Origin of the sequence: Streptomyces sp. NPDC020884, assembly GCF_044333935.1 — a bacterium.
In the GTDB taxonomy this organism is placed as follows: domain Bacteria; phylum Actinomycetota; class Actinomycetes; order Streptomycetales; family Streptomycetaceae; genus Streptomyces.
Window position 1 is genome coordinate 144,337 of sequence record NZ_JBIRRY010000008.1, and the last position, 14,713, is coordinate 159,049.

At 72.9% G+C, this 14,713-nt stretch carries 11 protein-coding genes and 2 tRNA genes; 6 read left to right on the forward strand and 7 right to left on the reverse strand.

Annotated elements, in window-relative coordinates:
- Positions 1-34: 34 nt before the first annotated feature.
- Both ACH4UK_RS24215 and ACH4UK_RS24220 read left to right on the forward strand, forming a co-directional pair.
- Entirely contained in the window at positions 35-2,260 is a 2,226-nt protein-coding gene (locus ACH4UK_RS24215; RefSeq protein ID WP_398359465.1) for an elongation factor G-like protein EF-G2, read from the forward strand.
- Between the two features lie 153 nt (positions 2,261-2,413).
- The gene (locus tag ACH4UK_RS24220) at positions 2,414-4,084 is read left to right on the forward strand and encodes a hypothetical protein (protein ID WP_398359467.1); all 1,671 of its coding nucleotides are present in this window, start codon (positions 2,414-2,416) and stop codon (positions 4,082-4,084) included.
- A 70-nt stretch (positions 4,085-4,154) separates the two neighbouring features.
- On the opposite strand, the gene ACH4UK_RS24225 is transcribed toward ACH4UK_RS24220, so the two are convergent.
- Positions 4,155-4,730 carry an HIT family protein gene (locus ACH4UK_RS24225; protein ID WP_398359469.1) on the reverse strand — a complete coding sequence of 192 codons (576 nt, stop codon included), beginning with the start codon at positions 4,728-4,730 and terminating at the stop codon, positions 4,155-4,157.
- A gap of 66 nt (positions 4,731-4,796) precedes the next feature.
- Between ACH4UK_RS24225 and ACH4UK_RS24230 the strand changes: the two genes are divergently transcribed.
- Complete coding sequence (locus tag ACH4UK_RS24230) at positions 4,797-5,474, forward strand: potassium channel family protein (RefSeq protein ID WP_398359471.1); 678 nt, start codon at positions 4,797-4,799, stop codon at positions 5,472-5,474.
- Positions 5,475-5,506: 32 nt separating this feature from the next.
- Here ACH4UK_RS24230 and thrS read toward each other — a convergent pair whose 3' ends face one another.
- The 3 genes from thrS to ACH4UK_RS24245 form a co-directional block, all read right to left on the reverse strand.
- Entirely contained in the window at positions 5,507-7,483 is a 1,977-nt protein-coding gene (gene thrS, locus ACH4UK_RS24235; RefSeq protein ID WP_398359473.1) for a threonine--tRNA ligase, read from the reverse strand.
- A 96-nt stretch (positions 7,484-7,579) separates the two neighbouring features.
- Positions 7,580-8,833: a hypothetical protein gene (locus ACH4UK_RS24240; protein ID WP_398359474.1), complete on the reverse strand. Its 1,254-nt coding sequence runs from the start codon at positions 8,831-8,833 to the stop codon at positions 7,580-7,582.
- A complete protein-coding gene (locus ACH4UK_RS24245) occupies positions 8,833-9,429 on the reverse strand; it encodes a DUF4365 domain-containing protein (protein WP_398359475.1) in 597 nt (198 codons plus the stop codon). Before ACH4UK_RS24245 ends, ACH4UK_RS24240 begins: the two co-directional genes overlap by 1 nt.
- 227 nt (positions 9,430-9,656) lie before the next feature.
- Here ACH4UK_RS24245 and ACH4UK_RS24250 point away from each other — a divergent pair, with 227 nt between their 5' ends.
- Positions 9,657-10,382 (forward strand): 3'-5' exonuclease, encoded by a 726-nt coding sequence (locus tag ACH4UK_RS24250; RefSeq protein WP_398359477.1) that lies wholly within the window; start codon positions 9,657-9,659, stop codon positions 10,380-10,382.
- Positions 10,383-10,448: 66 nt separating this feature from the next.
- On the opposite strand, the gene ACH4UK_RS24255 is transcribed toward ACH4UK_RS24250, so the two are convergent.
- Positions 10,449-10,520, reverse strand: a tRNA-Val gene (locus ACH4UK_RS24255).
- Positions 10,521-10,659: 139 nt separating this feature from the next.
- Here ACH4UK_RS24255 and ACH4UK_RS24260 point away from each other — a divergent pair.
- The gene (locus tag ACH4UK_RS24260) at positions 10,660-13,386 is read left to right on the forward strand and encodes an SCO7613 C-terminal domain-containing membrane protein (RefSeq protein ID WP_398359479.1); all 2,727 of its coding nucleotides are present in this window, start codon (positions 10,660-10,662) and stop codon (positions 13,384-13,386) included.
- A 118-nt stretch (positions 13,387-13,504) separates the two neighbouring features.
- Here ACH4UK_RS24260 and ACH4UK_RS24265 read toward each other — a convergent pair.
- Positions 13,505-13,576: transfer RNA gene (locus ACH4UK_RS24265), tRNA-Val, on the reverse strand.
- Positions 13,577-13,631: 55 nt separating this feature from the next.
- Positions 13,632-14,087 carry a TIGR02611 family protein gene (locus ACH4UK_RS24270; protein WP_398359481.1) on the reverse strand — a complete coding sequence of 152 codons (456 nt, stop codon included), beginning with the start codon at positions 14,085-14,087 and terminating at the stop codon, positions 13,632-13,634.
- 190 nt (positions 14,088-14,277) lie between these two features.
- On the opposite strand from ACH4UK_RS24270, the gene ACH4UK_RS24275 reads away from it, so the two are divergent.
- Positions 14,278-14,691, forward strand: a complete 414-nt coding sequence (locus ACH4UK_RS24275) for an SsgA family sporulation/cell division regulator (protein ID WP_003959770.1) — start codon at positions 14,278-14,280, stop codon at positions 14,689-14,691.
- The last annotated feature ends 22 nt before the right edge of the window (positions 14,692-14,713 follow it).

The following is a 14,713-nucleotide window of genomic DNA, read 5'->3' on the forward strand; positions in this document are numbered from 1 at the left end:
CCCGCACCGCGCCACCGACCGGGAGGCACGCATCATGGGCGACAAGGCACACGCACACCCCGGGGCCGCCGGAGGAGTACCGACGGCCGACCGCCCCGCCGCCGTACGGAACGTGGTGCTGGTCGGCCCCAGCGGATCGGGCAAGACCACGCTGGTCGAGGCGCTGGCCCTCACAGCGGGGGCCGTGAACCGGGCCGGGCGGGTCGAGGACGGGGCGACCGTCTCCGACTACGACGAGATCGAGCAGCGCCGACGGCGGTCCGTGCAGCTCTCGCTGGTCCCGGTGGCCTGGGGCGGCTGCAAGATCAATCTGCTGGACACCCCCGGCTACGCGGACTTCGTCGGGGAGCTGCGGGCCGGTCTGCGCGCGGCGGACGCGGCCCTCTTCGTCGTCTCGGCGGCCCAGGAGGCCGAGTCCGTGGCCGCGACGACCCGGGCCGCCTGGGAGGAGTGCGCGCTCGTGGGCATGCCGCGCGCCATCGTCGTCACCCACCTGGACACCGCCCGGACCTCCTACCGGGAGATGAACCGGATCGCCGCCGAGACCTTCGGCGGCGAGGACCCCGACGCCGTACTGCCGCTGTACCTGCCCGTGCTGGGGCCCGAGGGCGCCGACGGGCACGCCCCGCTGACCGGGCTCACCGGACTGCTGAGCCGGCGGATCATCGACCACTCCTCGGGCGAACGCACCGAGCGGCCGCCCGCGCCCGACCAGGAGGAACCGCTGCGGGCGGCCCGGGACCGGCTGATCGAGGGGATCATCGCCGAGAGCGAGGACGAGTCCCTGATGGACCGCTATCTCGCCGGCGAGGACATCGACGTCGAGACCCTGATCGGCGATCTCGAACGGGCCGTCGCCCGGGGCTCCTTCCATCCGGTCCTCACGGCGGCCCCGGCGGCCGACGGCGCCCGGCAGGGCATCGGCACCGTGGAACTGCTGGAGTTGATCACGCGCGGCTTCCCGACGCCGCTGGAGCGCACCCCGCCCGTCGTCACCACCCCGTCGGGCGGCCCCCGGCCCGCGCCGGCCTGCGACCCCGAGGGCCCGCTGGTCGCCGAGGTGATCAAGACGGCCTCCGACCCGTACGTGGGCCGGGTCTCGCTGGTCCGCGTCTTCTCCGGCACCCTGCGCCCCGACGACTCCGTGCATCTGTGCGGCCACGGGCTGGACGCGGCGGGCCACGCGCCGCGCCCCGCTCACGAGGCGGAGATCCGCGTCGGGGCGCTCAGCGCTCCGTTCGGCCGGCAGCAGCACGCCCTGGACCGGTGCGTCGCGGGCGACCTGGCGTGCGTGGCGCGGCTCGGCGAGGCGGAGACCGGCGACACGCTCTCCCCGGCCGGCGACCCCGTCCTGATCGAGCCCTGGTCGACGCCGGACCCGCTGCTCCCGCTGGCCGTACGGGCGCACGGCAAGGCGGACGAGGACAAGCTGTCGCAGGGCCTGGCCCGGTTGGTCGCCGAAGACCCCACGCTGCGGCTCGAACAGAACCCGGACACCGGTCAGGTCGTCCTGTGGTGCCTGGGCGAGGCCCATCAGGAGGTCGCCCTGGAGCGGCTGCGCAGCCGCTACGGCGTCCAGGTCGACGCGGAACCGCACCGGGTGCCGCTGCGCGAGACGTTCGCGGGCCCGGCCTCGGGGCGCGGACGGCACGTCAAGCAGTCAGGCGGGCACGGGCAGTTCGCGATCTGCGAGCTCGAGGTGGAGCCGCTGCCGCCGGGCTCCGGCATCGAGTTCGTCGACAAGGTCGTCGGCGGTGCGGTGCCGCGTCAGTTCATCGCCTCGGTGGAGAAGGGCGTCCGCGCCCAGGCCGCCCGGGGCCTGTCCGCCGGGCACCCCCTGGTCGATGTGCGCGTCACCCTGCTGGACGGCAAGGCGCACTCGGTGGACTCCTCCGACGCCGCCTTCCAGACCGCTGGGGCGCTCGCGCTGCGCGAGGCCGCGTCCGACGCCCGGATCCAGCTCCTGGAGCCGGTGTGCGAGGTGAGCGTCCTGATCCCCGACGACTACGTGGGCCCCGTGATGAGCGACCTGTCGGGGCGTCGGGGCCGGGTCGTGGGCACCGAGCAGAGTCCGGGCGGACGCACCCTCGTACGGGCCGAGGTGCCGGAGATCGAGGTCGGCCGGTACGCGGTGGACCTGCGCTCCCTGTCGCACGGCACCGGCCGCTTCGACCGCGCCTACTCCCGGCACGAGGCGATGCCGCCGCAGGTGGCGGGCCGGGTCCGCGCGGAGCGGGAGGACGGGTCCCCCGGCGCGTGACCGGCGCACGGTCGCACACGCCGTCCGCGTCCACCCCGGTGACCGGCGGTGCGGTGATCCGGACGATACGCTGTGGTCGCAGCTCAGAAGGTATGCCGCGTACGGTAGTTGGGCACACCGCAGGAGCAGACGTGCGGCGAGTGGGGGCGACAGGTGGCCAACGACGGATTCGACTTCTCACCCGGGGCCCAGATCCCGATCCAGGGCTCGGGCGGCCAGACCGTGGCGACCAACGCCCTGGCCTCGGCGGCGTATCGGGACAGTCCGGTGGAGACGATCCTCGACGCCAACAGCGAGTGGCACAAATCGACGGTGAAGCCGGGCTCCTCCAAACTCTTCAAGTCCGACTACTTCAAACCGAATCTCGGTGAGGCCTTCGCCCGTGCCGTCCAGGAGCGCATGCTCGGCGGCGCCCGCAAGGCGCTGATCCAGTCCTTCGGCACGGACCCGCAGACCGTGGTGGAGCACTGCCTGTCGGCGAACAACCTGCGCAAGGCCCGTGACACCCGTCTCACCCTGGTGACCGTGGTGTTCGGCATCCTGTTCCTGCCCGGCATGCTGGCCTGGGTGATCGCCTTCCGGGTCCGGGACGTGCTCAACAAGTCCAAGGACACCGCGTTCCGCGCGGTCGGCACGGTGCTGCTGGCCGCCTTCGGGATCGGCGCGCTGGTCCTGATGGTCAGGCTTCCCCTGGACGGGCTGCTCGCGCTCTACATCCGGGGCGCGCTCGTCGCCCCGGTGATCGGCTGGCTGATCGCCAAGCGGATCGCGGAGACCTCGGCCAAGGACATGCGGGCCCGCTGGGAGGGCCTGCTCTCCGGCACCGGGGTGATCGCGAAGATCCCCGAGGCGGTCCCGAAGAACCCCAACGAGACCGCCCGCGAGGCCCTGCGCCAGGGTCTGGAGAAGCTGTCGGCCGAGCAGCAGTCGAACGCCGTCTTCTACGCCGGTCCCAAGGGCGTCCTCGGGATGGGCACCCGCTGGGGCAGCTGGCAGCTGGCGGAGGAGCTGCTGCCGAAGGACCCGACGAAGGAGATCCACCAGTTCCGCAGCTGGGACCTGATCCGGATCATCCACGACCAGCTGAAGATGCTGGAGCGCGGACCGCTGAACACCGGCGGCTTCCCCAAGCCGTCCGTGAAGCACTGGATCGTCTCGCCCATCGGGGAGAACGCCGACTCCGTCACGCGCCCCGACGGGGAGGACGTCGCCACCTTCCAGGTGAAGCCCCACGAGATACAGCGCATCTGCAACCACCAGCAGTTCGGCAGCGGCGACCGGCACTACCTGGGCGTCCAGTTCACCCTGTGGGACGGCCAGCTGGTGATCACCATGATGATCACCGTCACCGTGCTCCACGAGACCCTGCGCATCGAGGTCACGGGCCATGCGCTGGGGCCCGTGCACAGCCTGTTCCTCTCCAAGCCGGCGGCGAAGACGAAGACGGTCAACAAGACCGTCCGCTTCTGGGAGACCCGGGACGTCCAGCTGGCGCTGGTGGACGCCAAGGAGGTCGTCCGGCTCGCCCTGCGGGCCCCCCTCACCTGGTATCCGCCGCTGCTGGACTACCTGGGCGGGAAGATAGCGCTGCCCGAGCCGTTCGGGCTGCGGCACGCGTGGGCGGCCAAGCCGTGGAACCACCGCTTCATGGCGGACGACGCGATGCGCGCCGCGACCCCGGTGCTGCGGGCCGTCCATACGGCGGCGATGCGCGTCCTCACGGAGAACGGCGTCGACACCGAGCGCTTCGACAACCGCTCGATGATACTGAGCGGCCTCGTCCAGGACCCGGCCCCGCGCAAGGCCGACGTCTACGACGCGTAGACAGCCGGAAGGGGGCCCGGCCGGGCCCCCTTCCGCGTCCGCACCGCGCCGGCCGCTGTGCGTATGCGGCTCAGCGGGCCGGCAGATCGCCCGTCGGCCAGGAGCCGGCCAGCATCGCCCGGGTGTCGCCCAGCAGCTGGGGCAGCACCTTGGTGTGGCCGATGACCGGCATGAAGTTGGTGTCGCCGCCCCAGCGCGGCACCAGGTGCTGGTGCAGGTGCGCGGCGATCCCGGCGCCGGCCACCGAGCCCTGGTTCATCCCGATGTTGAAGCCGTGCGCCCCGGAGGCCGCCCGCAGCGCGACCATGGCGCGCTTGGTGAAGTCCGCCAGCTCGGCCGTCTCGGGGCCGTCCAGCTCGGTGTAGTCGGCCACATGACGGTAGGGCACGACCATGAGGTGGCCGCCGTTGTACGGATACAGGTTCAGCACCGCGTAGACGTGCTCGCCACGGGCCACGACAAGCCCGTCCTCGTCGGATTTCGCGGGAATCGAACAGAACGGACAGCCGTCCTCGGCACCCGGGCCGCTCGGCTTGTCCTGACCCTGGATGTACGCCATCCGATGGGGCGTCCACAGACGCTGAAACGCGTCGGGCGTCCCCACGCCGATCTGCTGCTCCGGCTCACTCGTCATGCCGATCAGCATATTGCGTCACCCCGGCCGAGCGTGTCGCCGGGGCCGCCGTGCCCGGCCGCCCGCGATGCTGAGGCGATGAGCGACCGACCCGCCCCCGAGCCACCCGCCCGGCTGACCCGCTGGGAACAGCGCACGGAGGTGCCGCTCTTCACCGCGGGGCTGCTCTTCCTGGCGGGGTACGCGGTCCGGGTGCTGACCTCGCACGAGGCCGAGCCCTGGAACGACATCGCGCTGATCCTCGTCTGGTCGACCTGGCTGCTGTTCCTCCTGGACTATGCGACGCGGCTGCGGCTCAGCGGCCTGGGCGCGCGCTTCCTGCGTACGCACTGGCTCGACACCCTCGTCCTGCTGCTGCCGCTGCTGCGCCCGCTGCGGATGGTCCAGGTGTATCTGGCGGTGCAGCGCCGCCGCGACCGGCCGCGGCTGAACCTGTACGCGCGCGTGATGGCGTACGCGGGCCTGACCGCCGTCCTGCTCGGCGTCGCCGCCTCGCTCGCGGTCTACCACCTGGAGCACACGGCCCCCGACGCCTCCATCCGCACCTTCGGGGACGCGGTGTGGTGGGCGTGCGCGACGCTCACGACGGTCGGTTACGGGGACGCCGCACCGGTCACGTTCTGGGGGCGGACGGTCGCGGCGGGGCTGATGGCCTGCGGTCTGGCGCTGCTCGGGGCGGTGACGGGCTCGTTCTCGTCGTGGCTGATCCAGGTGTTCACGCGGGAGGACGAGAAACGGCCCCCGGAGCGCGGGTAGCGCGCTCCGGGGGCCGTGACCTGGCGGTCGGATCAGACCTGTACGCGGTCCTCGACGGCCTTCGCGATCTTGGCGAGGGCCTCGTCGACCGGGATGCCGTTCTCCTGCGAACCGTCGCGGTAGCGGAAGGAGACGGCACCGTTGGCCATGTCCTCGTCACCAGCGATGATCATGAAGGGCACCTTGGCCTTCTGCTGGTTGCGGATCTTCTTCTGCATCCGGTCCGAGGAGGCGTCCACGTCCACCCGCAGCCCCTGCTTGCGCGCCTTGGCGGCGAACTCCTGGAGGTAGGGGATGTGGGCGTCGCCGATCGGGATGCCGACCGCCTGGACCGGGGCCAGCCAGACCGGGAACGCGCCCGCGTAGTGCTCCAGGAGCACGGCGAAGAAGCGCTCGATGGAACCGAACAGGGCACGGTGGATCATCACCGGGCGCTGCTTGGAGCCGTCCGGGCCGGTGTACTCCAGGTCGAAGCGCTCCGGCAGGTTGAAGTCGAGCTGCACGGTCGACATCTGCCAGGTGCGGCCGATGGCGTCCCGGCACTGCACGGAGATCTTCGGGCCGTAGAACGCGGCGCCGCCCGGGTCCGGGACCAGGGGCAGACCCTGCTTCTCGGCGACCTGACGCAGCGTCTCGGTGGCCTCTTCCCAGGTCTCGTCCGAGCCGACGTACTTCTCCGGGTCCTTGGTGGAGAGCTCCAGGTAGAAGTCGGTGAGCCCGTAGTCGCGGAGCAGGTTCAGCACGAAGGTGAGCGTGCGGTCGAGCTCCTCCGCCATCTGCTCCTTGGTGCAGTAGATGTGCGCGTCGTCCTGCGTGAAGCCGCGCGAGCGGGTCAGGCCGTGCACGACGCCCGACTTCTCGTACCGGTACACCGTGCCGAACTCGAAGAGGCGCAGCGGCAGTTCGCGGTAGGAGCGGCCGCGCGCGTCGAAGATCAGGTTGTGCATCGGGCAGTTCATCGGCTTGAGGTAGTAGTCCACCCCGTCGTCGAGCTGCATGGGCGGGTACATGCCGTCGGCGTACCAGTCCAGGTGGCCGGACTTCTCGAAGAGCTTGCCCTTGGTGGCGTGCGGGCTGTAGACGAACTCGTAGCCCTCCTCCTCGTGACGGCGGCGCGAGTAGTCCTCCATGGCCCGGCGGATGACGCCGCCCTTGGGGTGGAAGACCGCGAGGCCGGGGCCGATCTCGTCGGGGAAGGAGAAGAGGTCCAGCTCGTTGCCGAGCTTGCGGTGGTCGCGCTTGGCGGCCTCCTCCAGGAACTCCAGGTGCGCCTTCAGCTCGTCCTTGGTCGGCCAGGCGGTGCCGTAGATGCGCTGGAGCATCGGGTTCTTCTCGCTGCCGCGCCAGTACGCGGCGGCGTTGCGCATCAGCTTGAACGCCGGGATGAACCGGGTGGTGGGCAGGTGCGGACCCCGGCAGAGGTCCTTCCAGCACAGGTCGCCGGTCTTGGGGTCGAAGTTGTCGTAGATGGTCAGCTCGCCGCCGCCCACCTCGACGTCCGCGCCGTCGTCCGAGGACGCGGAGCCCTTGATGCCGATGAGCTCCAGCTTGTACGGCTCGTCGGCCAGCTCCTCGCGGGCGGCCTCGTCGGAGACCACGCGACGCGAGAACCTCTGGCCCCGCTTCTGGATCTCCTGCATCTTCTTCTCGATGGCCTTGAGGTCCTCGGGCGTGAACGGCTTCTCGACGTCGAAGTCGTAGTAGAAGCCGTCCTTGACCGGCGGGCCGATGCCGAGCTTGGCGTCGGGGAACAGCTCCTGCACGGCCTGGGCCATGACGTGCGCGGTGGAGTGGCGCAGGATGTCGAGACCGTCCGCGGAGGAGATCTCCACCGGCTCGACGCTCTCGCCGTCCTGGAGCTCGTACGAGAGGTCCTTCAGCTCGCCGCCGATGCGCGCGGCGACGACGGTGCGCTGACCGGGGAAGAGCTCGCCGGCCGTCGTGCCCGTCGTCACCACGTGCTCTTCCCGCTCGGAATCGCGTTGGATGATCACACGGACGTCTGACACCGGTCTCTCCTGACTGAGGGGACGCTCGCCTTCGTATGGCTGAGCAAGGTGAATCGTACCGAGCCGTACGCCCCCGATGCGAACGCCTTCCCCTCGTCAGACCTCCTCCCCCGCGCACGCCTCCTCGAAGGAGTCGACGTTCTCCTGGAGGGCCTTCATCAGCCGGTCCCGCTCCGCCTCGTCGACCTGGACGGGCGCGACCTGCGAGGCCCCGGTGAGCCGCCGGAAGCCGCCCCGGTTCTCCAGCCGCCCCTCCACCCGCAGCGGCAGCCCCACCAGGTGCGCGTGGCCGGCGATGCGGTACGCCTCCTCGTCCAGCTCCACCCGGACGTGCGCGACCTCCGCCCCGGCCAGCACCCGCAGCCGTACGATCCCGGCGCCGCGCGGCCCGGAGCGGCGCAGCCGGACCACCGCGCCGGTCAGCCGCACCTGCACGGCGGGCTCCTCGCGGAGATAGCGGGCTCCGGCGGCGCGCAGGGCGGGCAGGTCGCCCGGGGAGAACTCGACGGGGGCGGGGCGGGCCGGGCAGCCGTCCGGGGTGCCCGCGGCGGGCGCCCACCGCAGGTCGATCCCGGCCCCCTCGGAGCCGCGCACCAGGGCGATCAGCGCCTCGGTCAGCTCCCGGCCGACGCCTGCCGCGACCGCGCTGTCGAAGGCCTCCATGCCGCCGGTGGCCCGTTGGTAGTCGACCGCCTCGCGGGTGGCGTGCAGGGCGTGGCAGAGCCGGACGGCGACGGCGCGTCCGGAGGCGACGGGTACATAGGCGGTGAGGCTCCGGCCGCCGGGTTCGGGGCCGATGAGCGCGTCGTCCAGGGCGGCGCGTGCCTTCCTGCGGTGCCGGGCCCCGTGGTAGCCGACCCGGCCGCGGGCCGCGAGGGCCCCGGCCAGGAGGATCTGCCGGGCGGCCGACCGTAGCTCCTCCGCCTCGGTCCAGCCCGATGCGCCGGCGGCCGCGGCCGCCGACTCGGGGACCTCGCGCCACCAGCGGATCTCGTCGCTGGGCACGGTGAGGGAGACCAGGACATCGCGGGCCGAGGGGTCGGCGCTGCGGCCGAGGGCGAGCAGCGCCTCCTCGATCAGCTCCCCGCTGTCGGGGAAGGCCGCGCTCTCGGGCACCAGCAGGCTGGTCGCCCCGGCGGCGGGTCCGGGCGGGGTCCAGCGGCCGTACCGTCCCGGTGCTCCCCCGCGCCGCTGCCAGCCGTGCCGGCGCAGGAGGGCGGCGAGGACGGCGGGATCGGGCAGCTCCGCACCGGCCACGGCGACCAGCGGCGGCCCGGGGCGGGCGGTGGGGTGCGAGCGGGCGGCGGGCAGTCCCGCCCCGCCCGTGGGCTCGTCCATCGACCGGTGCATCAGGGTCTCCCTCCGGCCCCGACCCGGGCCATGATGTCGCAGAGTGCGCGGTCGTCGAAGATCCGCGAGGTCGGGATGCGCACAGTGGTCCGGTACCGGCCCGTCACCGCGTGGCCGGCCAGGTTGGTCCAGTAGCAGCAGTGGCGCAGGTCGAGGCTGCCCGGTCCGGCGCGCAGCCAGTCGTCCTGGCTGCGGGGCACGAGCATCACGACCAGGATCTTGTGCACCGACACCGGGCTGCGGGCGAGCTTGACGAGGTGGGCGTTGTCGAGCGTGAAGGAGAACGCCCCGCCCGCCGGGTGCGGCGCTATCTGGTAGGTGCACTTGAGCTGCACCTTGATGGTCACTTCGTCGTCGACGGTGTGGGCCGGGGCGCCGTGGCTGACGTGCCAGTCGATGCCGTTGTCGGGGAAGGGCTGGGACAGCGAGCATCCCGCCGCCGCCGCGACGGCGTGCAGATAGCCCACCTGAAGGGTCTCCATGCAGGCGGTGGTGGCGAGGGAGCCGCGCAGCGGCGCGTCGAGCTGCTGCGGCAGCCGGGGCCCGAGGGCCTCGGCGCGGGCGGTTCCCCCGGGGTCGGGCTGCGCGAGCGCCATGGCTCCGTGTGCCTTCCGGGCGTGCCGATCGATGGCAGGTGGCCTGCCGGCAGGGTGTCGTGGGCTGGGCGGATCGACGGACGCCGGAGGTAACTTCCGTACGTCTCAACTGTGTTGTCACCGCATCGGACCGCCCGCAAACGGCGTATCAGGCAAACAGCCCGGGTATCACCGATATCGGGCAGAGGAATCATTCCATCTGCCGTGCAGGTGCGAGGAGTTCGGGGATGATGCACTGGTTCGAGGGGCCACTGGCCGCTTTTGACACGGAGACGACAGGCGTGGACGTCGAGCAGGACCGGATCGTTTCGGCCGCTCTCGTCGCGCAGGACACCGCGGGCGGTCGCGTCCGCGTCACCCGCTGGCTGGTCAATCCGGGGGTTCCGGTCCCGCCCGGGGCGACCGAGATCCACGGTCTGACCGACGATCACCTTCAGCGCAACGGGCGTTGGCCCGCCCCGGTGATGGACGAGATAGCCCGTTCACTGGCGGAGAGCTGTGCGACGGGCCGGCCGCTGGTCGTGATGAACGCTCCCTTCGATCTGACGCTGCTGGACCGGGAGCTGAGGCGGCACCGGGCATCGTCGCTGGCCGGATATCTCGACGGCGTGCCGATGCGCGTCGTGGATCCGCGGGTGCTGGACAAACACCTGGACCGCTACCGCAAGGGCCGCCGTACGCTCACGGATCTGTGCACGAGTTACGAGGTGGTGCTCGACGGGGCCCATGACGCGGCGGCCGACGCGGCCGCCTCGCTGGAGCTGGTGCGGGCGGTGTGCCGGCGCTTCTCGACCCGGCTGGAGCGGCTGTCGCCGGCCGAGCTGCACACCCTTCAGGCGACCTGGCACGCGGCCCAGGCGCGCGGCCTGGAGGCGTGGTTCGCCAAGAGCGGGACGCCGGAGGCGGTGGATCCGGCGTGGCCGCTGCGCCCGGAACTGCCCGCGGCGGCGTGAGGAGTTCGACGGCCTGGGACATGCGAAAGCCGGTCCGCGTGATGCTGGCGGACCGGCTTTCCCCGGTGGGCGATACTGGGTTCGAACCAGTGACCTCTTCGGTGTGAACGAAGCGCTCTCCCACTGAGCTAATCGCCCGGGAACGGGTTGAACCATACAGGGCTCCGCGGGCTTCGTTCAAACTCCTTCCGGCTGAGCTCTACTCAGGGCGTCGCGGCCGGGAAGTGAGTATCCGAGCGCATGTACGGGCCGGGTGGCCGGGGCCACACTCCCGTACATGGAACACGTGCCCCCGCCCGCCGAGGAACTGGCCCGCCTCGACCGAGAACTGGCCGAGCTGGACGCCCGCAGGGCCCAGCTGCTGACCCGGCGCACCTGGCTGCTCGCCGCGCTGCGGCCGCCCGCTCCGGCGGCAGCACCGGGCTGGAACCCGTCGGGCTGGGGAGCGCCTCCCGCCACCCCCGCGCAGCCGTGGGGCTATGCGCCGAAGCCTCCGTCCGCCCCGCGCAGTGCGCAGAACGTCCTGCTGACGCTGGGCGGTCTGCTGCTGACGGTCGCGGCCGTCGCGTTCACGCTGGTGAGCTGGGGTTCGATGGGGATCGGCGGCCGGTCGGCCGTGCTGGCGGCGGTGACCCTGGGGGCGCTGACCGCCCCGGCGGTGCTGCTGCGACGGGGACTGGCCGCCACGGCCGAGGCGCTGGCGGCCCTGGCCCTGGTGCTGACGCTGCTGGACGTCTACGCGGTCCACGCGGTGGCCGCGCCCGACGCGGACGGGCTCGGCTTCACGGCCGTCGCGTCGGCGGTGCTCGCGGCGCTGTGGACGGCGTACGGGCTGGCGCTGGGCAAGCTGCGTCTGCCGTTGCCGGCCGCCGTGGTGCTGGCGCAGTGGCCGCTGCTCCTCTGGGCGTGGGCGGCGGGCGCACCGGCGCTGGTGGTCGGGTGGGCGCTGCTGGCCACGGCGGTGCTGGACGGGGCGATCGCCCTGCGGGGCAAGGGCCTCGGGGTGCGGATCACGGCGTGCGTCGGCGGGGCGGTGATGGGCTTCTCGGCCCTGCTGGTGGGCCTGACGATGTCCGCGACGGCCTCCGGGCCGCTCGGGGCGGTGGCGCCGGGCGCTCTGCTGCTGGCGGCAGCGGCGGCGGCCCTGGCCGGAGCGTGGCGCGCGCCGAAGGCTGCGGCGCAGGCGGGCGGTGTGGTGGCCGGCCTCGCGGCGGTGGCCGCGGTGGGCGGCGTGCCGGCGGCGGCGGTCCCGGACGGCTGGCGGGTGCTCGCGTACCTGCTGTGCGGTCTCGCGCTGACAGCGGTCGTACGGGCACGGCTGCCGAGGGACGCGGCGCACGGGGCGCTGGTGGCGTCGGGCGCGGTGGTGGCCGGGGCTCTGGTCTGGGCGCTGCCGCCGGTGGCGGGGGCGCTGCTGGGCCCGGTGACACGGTTGTCGGACGTGTGGGCGGGGTCGCCGGAGGGCTTCCGGTCCGCCCTGGGGTCGACGCTGCCGTGGTCGGAGCTGGCCGCGGCCCCGGTAGTGCTCGCCCTGGTGGCCGGGCTGCTGGGGGTGGCGTACCGGTGGTGGCCGTCGCTGGTGCGGGTCGCCGGACCGTTGAGGACGCCGGGGACGCGGGGTCCGGACGGGGCACCGGGTGCGGGAGTGCCGGGCGATGCCCCGGCGCGGGGTGCGGCCGGCGCGGACGCCCCGGGCAAGGCAGCCGGGACGCCGGGTGCGGGGCTGCCGGGAGCGGCCGGGACCGCGGCGCACGGGGCCGGGGCGCCCTGGTCGGGGCGGCCCGGTGCCGCCTGGACCGGTGCGTGGACCGGCGCCTGGGCGGGTCCCGTTCCCGGCGCCGGTGCGCGCAGGCCCTCCGGGGCGGCGTTGCGCGGGGCCGCCGGCGCGGGGGCCCTGGCGCTCGGCTGGGGCGCGCTGCTGCTGGCCGGGGCCGTGCTGGACGTGCCCTACGCGGTCGCGGTGGCCGGGGGGACGGCGCTGGTCGCCGGGCTGCTCGCGACGGCCGTGCGCGGTCCGGGCAGCGGCCGGGGCGGGTCGGCGGCGCTGCCGGTGACCGCGCTGGTGGCGGCGGTGTCCGGGGCGGTGCACGTCGGGCTGCTGTCGCTGGCGTCCGAGGGGGCCTCGTACGCGGTGTTCGGCGCGCTGGCGGTGCTGTTCGCCGGGGCGGCGGTGCGGGCCGGGTCCGAGGTGCCGCGCGCGGTGTTCGCGGTCGCCTCGGTGGTCTGGGCCACCGTGCTCACGGGGTTCGCGGGCCGGTCCCTGGGACTCGCCCCGCACGAGGCGGCCCCGCTGCTGCTCGTGGTGCCCGCGCTGACGGTGCTGTCGGGGGCGCGGCTGCGCCGGCACCCGGTGGCGTTGCCGGTGGAGCTGACGGGGGCGCTGGGGGCGCTGGTCGCCGTGGGGCTCGCGGTGTCGGACGCGCCGTTCCTGGCCCTGGTGCTGTCGTTGTGCGGGGTGCTGGCGGCGGGCGCGGCGGTGCGGCCGGAGCGGCGGCCGGTGGCGGGCTACCTGGCGGCGGCGCTGTTCGTCCTGGCCACCTGGGTGCGGCTGGCGGCCTCGGAGGTGTCGTTCCCGGAGGCGTACACGCTGCCGGTGACCGTGCCCGCGCTGGTGGTCGGGTTCCTGCGGCGGCGGAAGGACCCCGAGGCGTCGTCGTGGACGGCCTACGGGCCGGGGCTCGCGGCGACGCTGGTGCCGAGCCTGGCGGTCGCCTGGACCGACCCGGGCTGGCACCGGCCGCTGCTGCTGGGGGTGGCGGCGCTGGTGATCACGCTGCTGGGCGCGCGCTACCGGCTCCAGGCGCTGCTGCTGCTCGGCGGGGCGGTGCTGGCGCTGGACGGGCTGCACGAGCTGGCGCCGTACGTGGTGCAGGTCGCCGGGGCGCTCCCCCGCTGGCTGCCGCCGGCCCTGGCCGGGCTGCTGTTGCTGGTGGTGGGAGCGACGTACGAGCAGCGGCTGCGCGACGCCCGCCGGCTGAAGGACGCGCTGGGGCGGATGCGCTGAGCCGTGCCCGGTCCGGGGGCGCGCCGCCGATGGCGGCGGCTGCCGGGCCGGGGAAAGCGGGCCGGGCAACGCAGAGGGCCCGGGAGACGGAATCCGTCTCCCGGGCCCTCTGTCCGGGTGGGCGATACTGGGTTCGAACCAGTGACCTCTTCGGTGTGAACGAAGCGCTCTCCCACTGAGCTAATCGCCCCGGGCGCACCGCAAACATTACCCCATGTCAGCGGTGCTCCTGGACGGTCCCCGGGCTACTCGCTGATCTTCCACGGCATGGCGAGCCCGAACTTCCAGACGTAGATCCCGACCAGCACCGCCATGATCACCAGCCCCACCGCGGTGAGGATGATGTTGCGCCGCCGGACCTTGGGATCGAGGGCCCGCTGCGCGGCCTCGGTGACCTTGCGCTTGGTCCAGCGCAGCACCAGCTGGGCCCAGACGAACTCGGTCGCCCAGATCGCCATGCCGCCGAAGATCACCAGCCAGCCGGGGCCGGGCAGCACCAGCATGAGCACACCCGCGATCACGACGCCGAGCCCGACGACGAAGACGCCGACCTGCCAGCTCAGGTGGAGCGTTCTGGATGCCTTGATGAAACCCGGAGCCCGCGAGCCCAGCTCGCGTTCCTCCCGGTCCGATTCCCCCGTGGCGGACGCCGGGGCCGCCTGCTCGGCGACCTCGCTCCGCTCGTCACTCTCCGCGTTCATAGAGCTCAACTTACCCGACCCGTCTTCGTCACTGGAATGGGCGCATAACTCAAAGTTACACGCCGCTGAGCGAGGGACCCGAAGCATCACAAATGGGTCAGAGGGGTTTACAACGCCACCGTAGGTGGCATGTCGATTTCGCCGACGTGCGAATCCCCGAGCGCACACTGAGCGAAAGGCCCTGGCGCTTATGAACACCACGGTCAGCTGCGAGCTGCACCTGCGCCTCGTTGTGTCGAGCGAGTCCTCACTGCCTGTACCCGCGGGCCTGCGGTATGACACGGCCGATCCCTATGCCGTGCACGCCACCTTCCACACCGGAGCGGAGGAGACGGTCGAATGGGTATTCGCCCGCGACCTCCTTGCCGAGGGGCTGCACCGGCCCACCGGCACCGGAGACGTCCGCGTCTGGCCATCTCGTAGTCACGGTCAAGGCGTCGTATGCATCGCCCTGAGCTCCCCAGAGGGAGAAGCCCTGCTCGAAGCCCCGGCGCGGGCCCTGGAGTCGTTCCTGAAGAGGACCGACGCCGCGGTTCCACCCGGCACCGAGCATCGTCACTTCGATCTCGACACGGAGCTCTCCCACATCCTGGCCGAGAGCTGAGCCAGACAGAGAGCCGCTCGAC

What these genes read in the sequence shown, in the direction of transcription:
- ACH4UK_RS24215 (WP_398359465.1), top strand. Translation starts at nt 35, where the DNA reads ATGGGCGACAAGGCACACGCACACCCCGGGGCCGCCGGAGGAGTACCG.
- ACH4UK_RS24225 (WP_398359469.1), bottom strand. Translation starts at nt 4,730, where the DNA reads ATGCTGATCGGCATGACGAGTGAGCCGGAGCAGCAGATCGGCGTGGGG.
- ACH4UK_RS24230 (WP_398359471.1), top strand. Translation starts at nt 4,797, where the DNA reads ATGAGCGACCGACCCGCCCCCGAGCCACCCGCCCGGCTGACCCGCTGG.
- ACH4UK_RS24240 (WP_398359474.1), bottom strand. Translation starts at nt 8,833, where the DNA reads ATGCACCGGTCGATGGACGAGCCCACGGGCGGGGCGGGACTGCCCGCC.
- ACH4UK_RS24245 (WP_398359475.1), bottom strand. Translation starts at nt 9,429, where the DNA reads ATGGCGCTCGCGCAGCCCGACCCCGGGGGAACCGCCCGCGCCGAGGCC.
- ACH4UK_RS24250 (WP_398359477.1), top strand. Translation starts at nt 9,657, where the DNA reads ATGATGCACTGGTTCGAGGGGCCACTGGCCGCTTTTGACACGGAGACG.
- ACH4UK_RS24260 (WP_398359479.1), top strand. Translation starts at nt 10,660, where the DNA reads ATGGAACACGTGCCCCCGCCCGCCGAGGAACTGGCCCGCCTCGACCGA.
- ACH4UK_RS24270 (WP_398359481.1), bottom strand. Translation starts at nt 14,087, where the DNA reads ATGAACGCGGAGAGTGACGAGCGGAGCGAGGTCGCCGAGCAGGCGGCC.
- ACH4UK_RS24275 (WP_003959770.1), top strand. Translation starts at nt 14,278, where the DNA reads ATGAACACCACGGTCAGCTGCGAGCTGCACCTGCGCCTCGTTGTGTCG.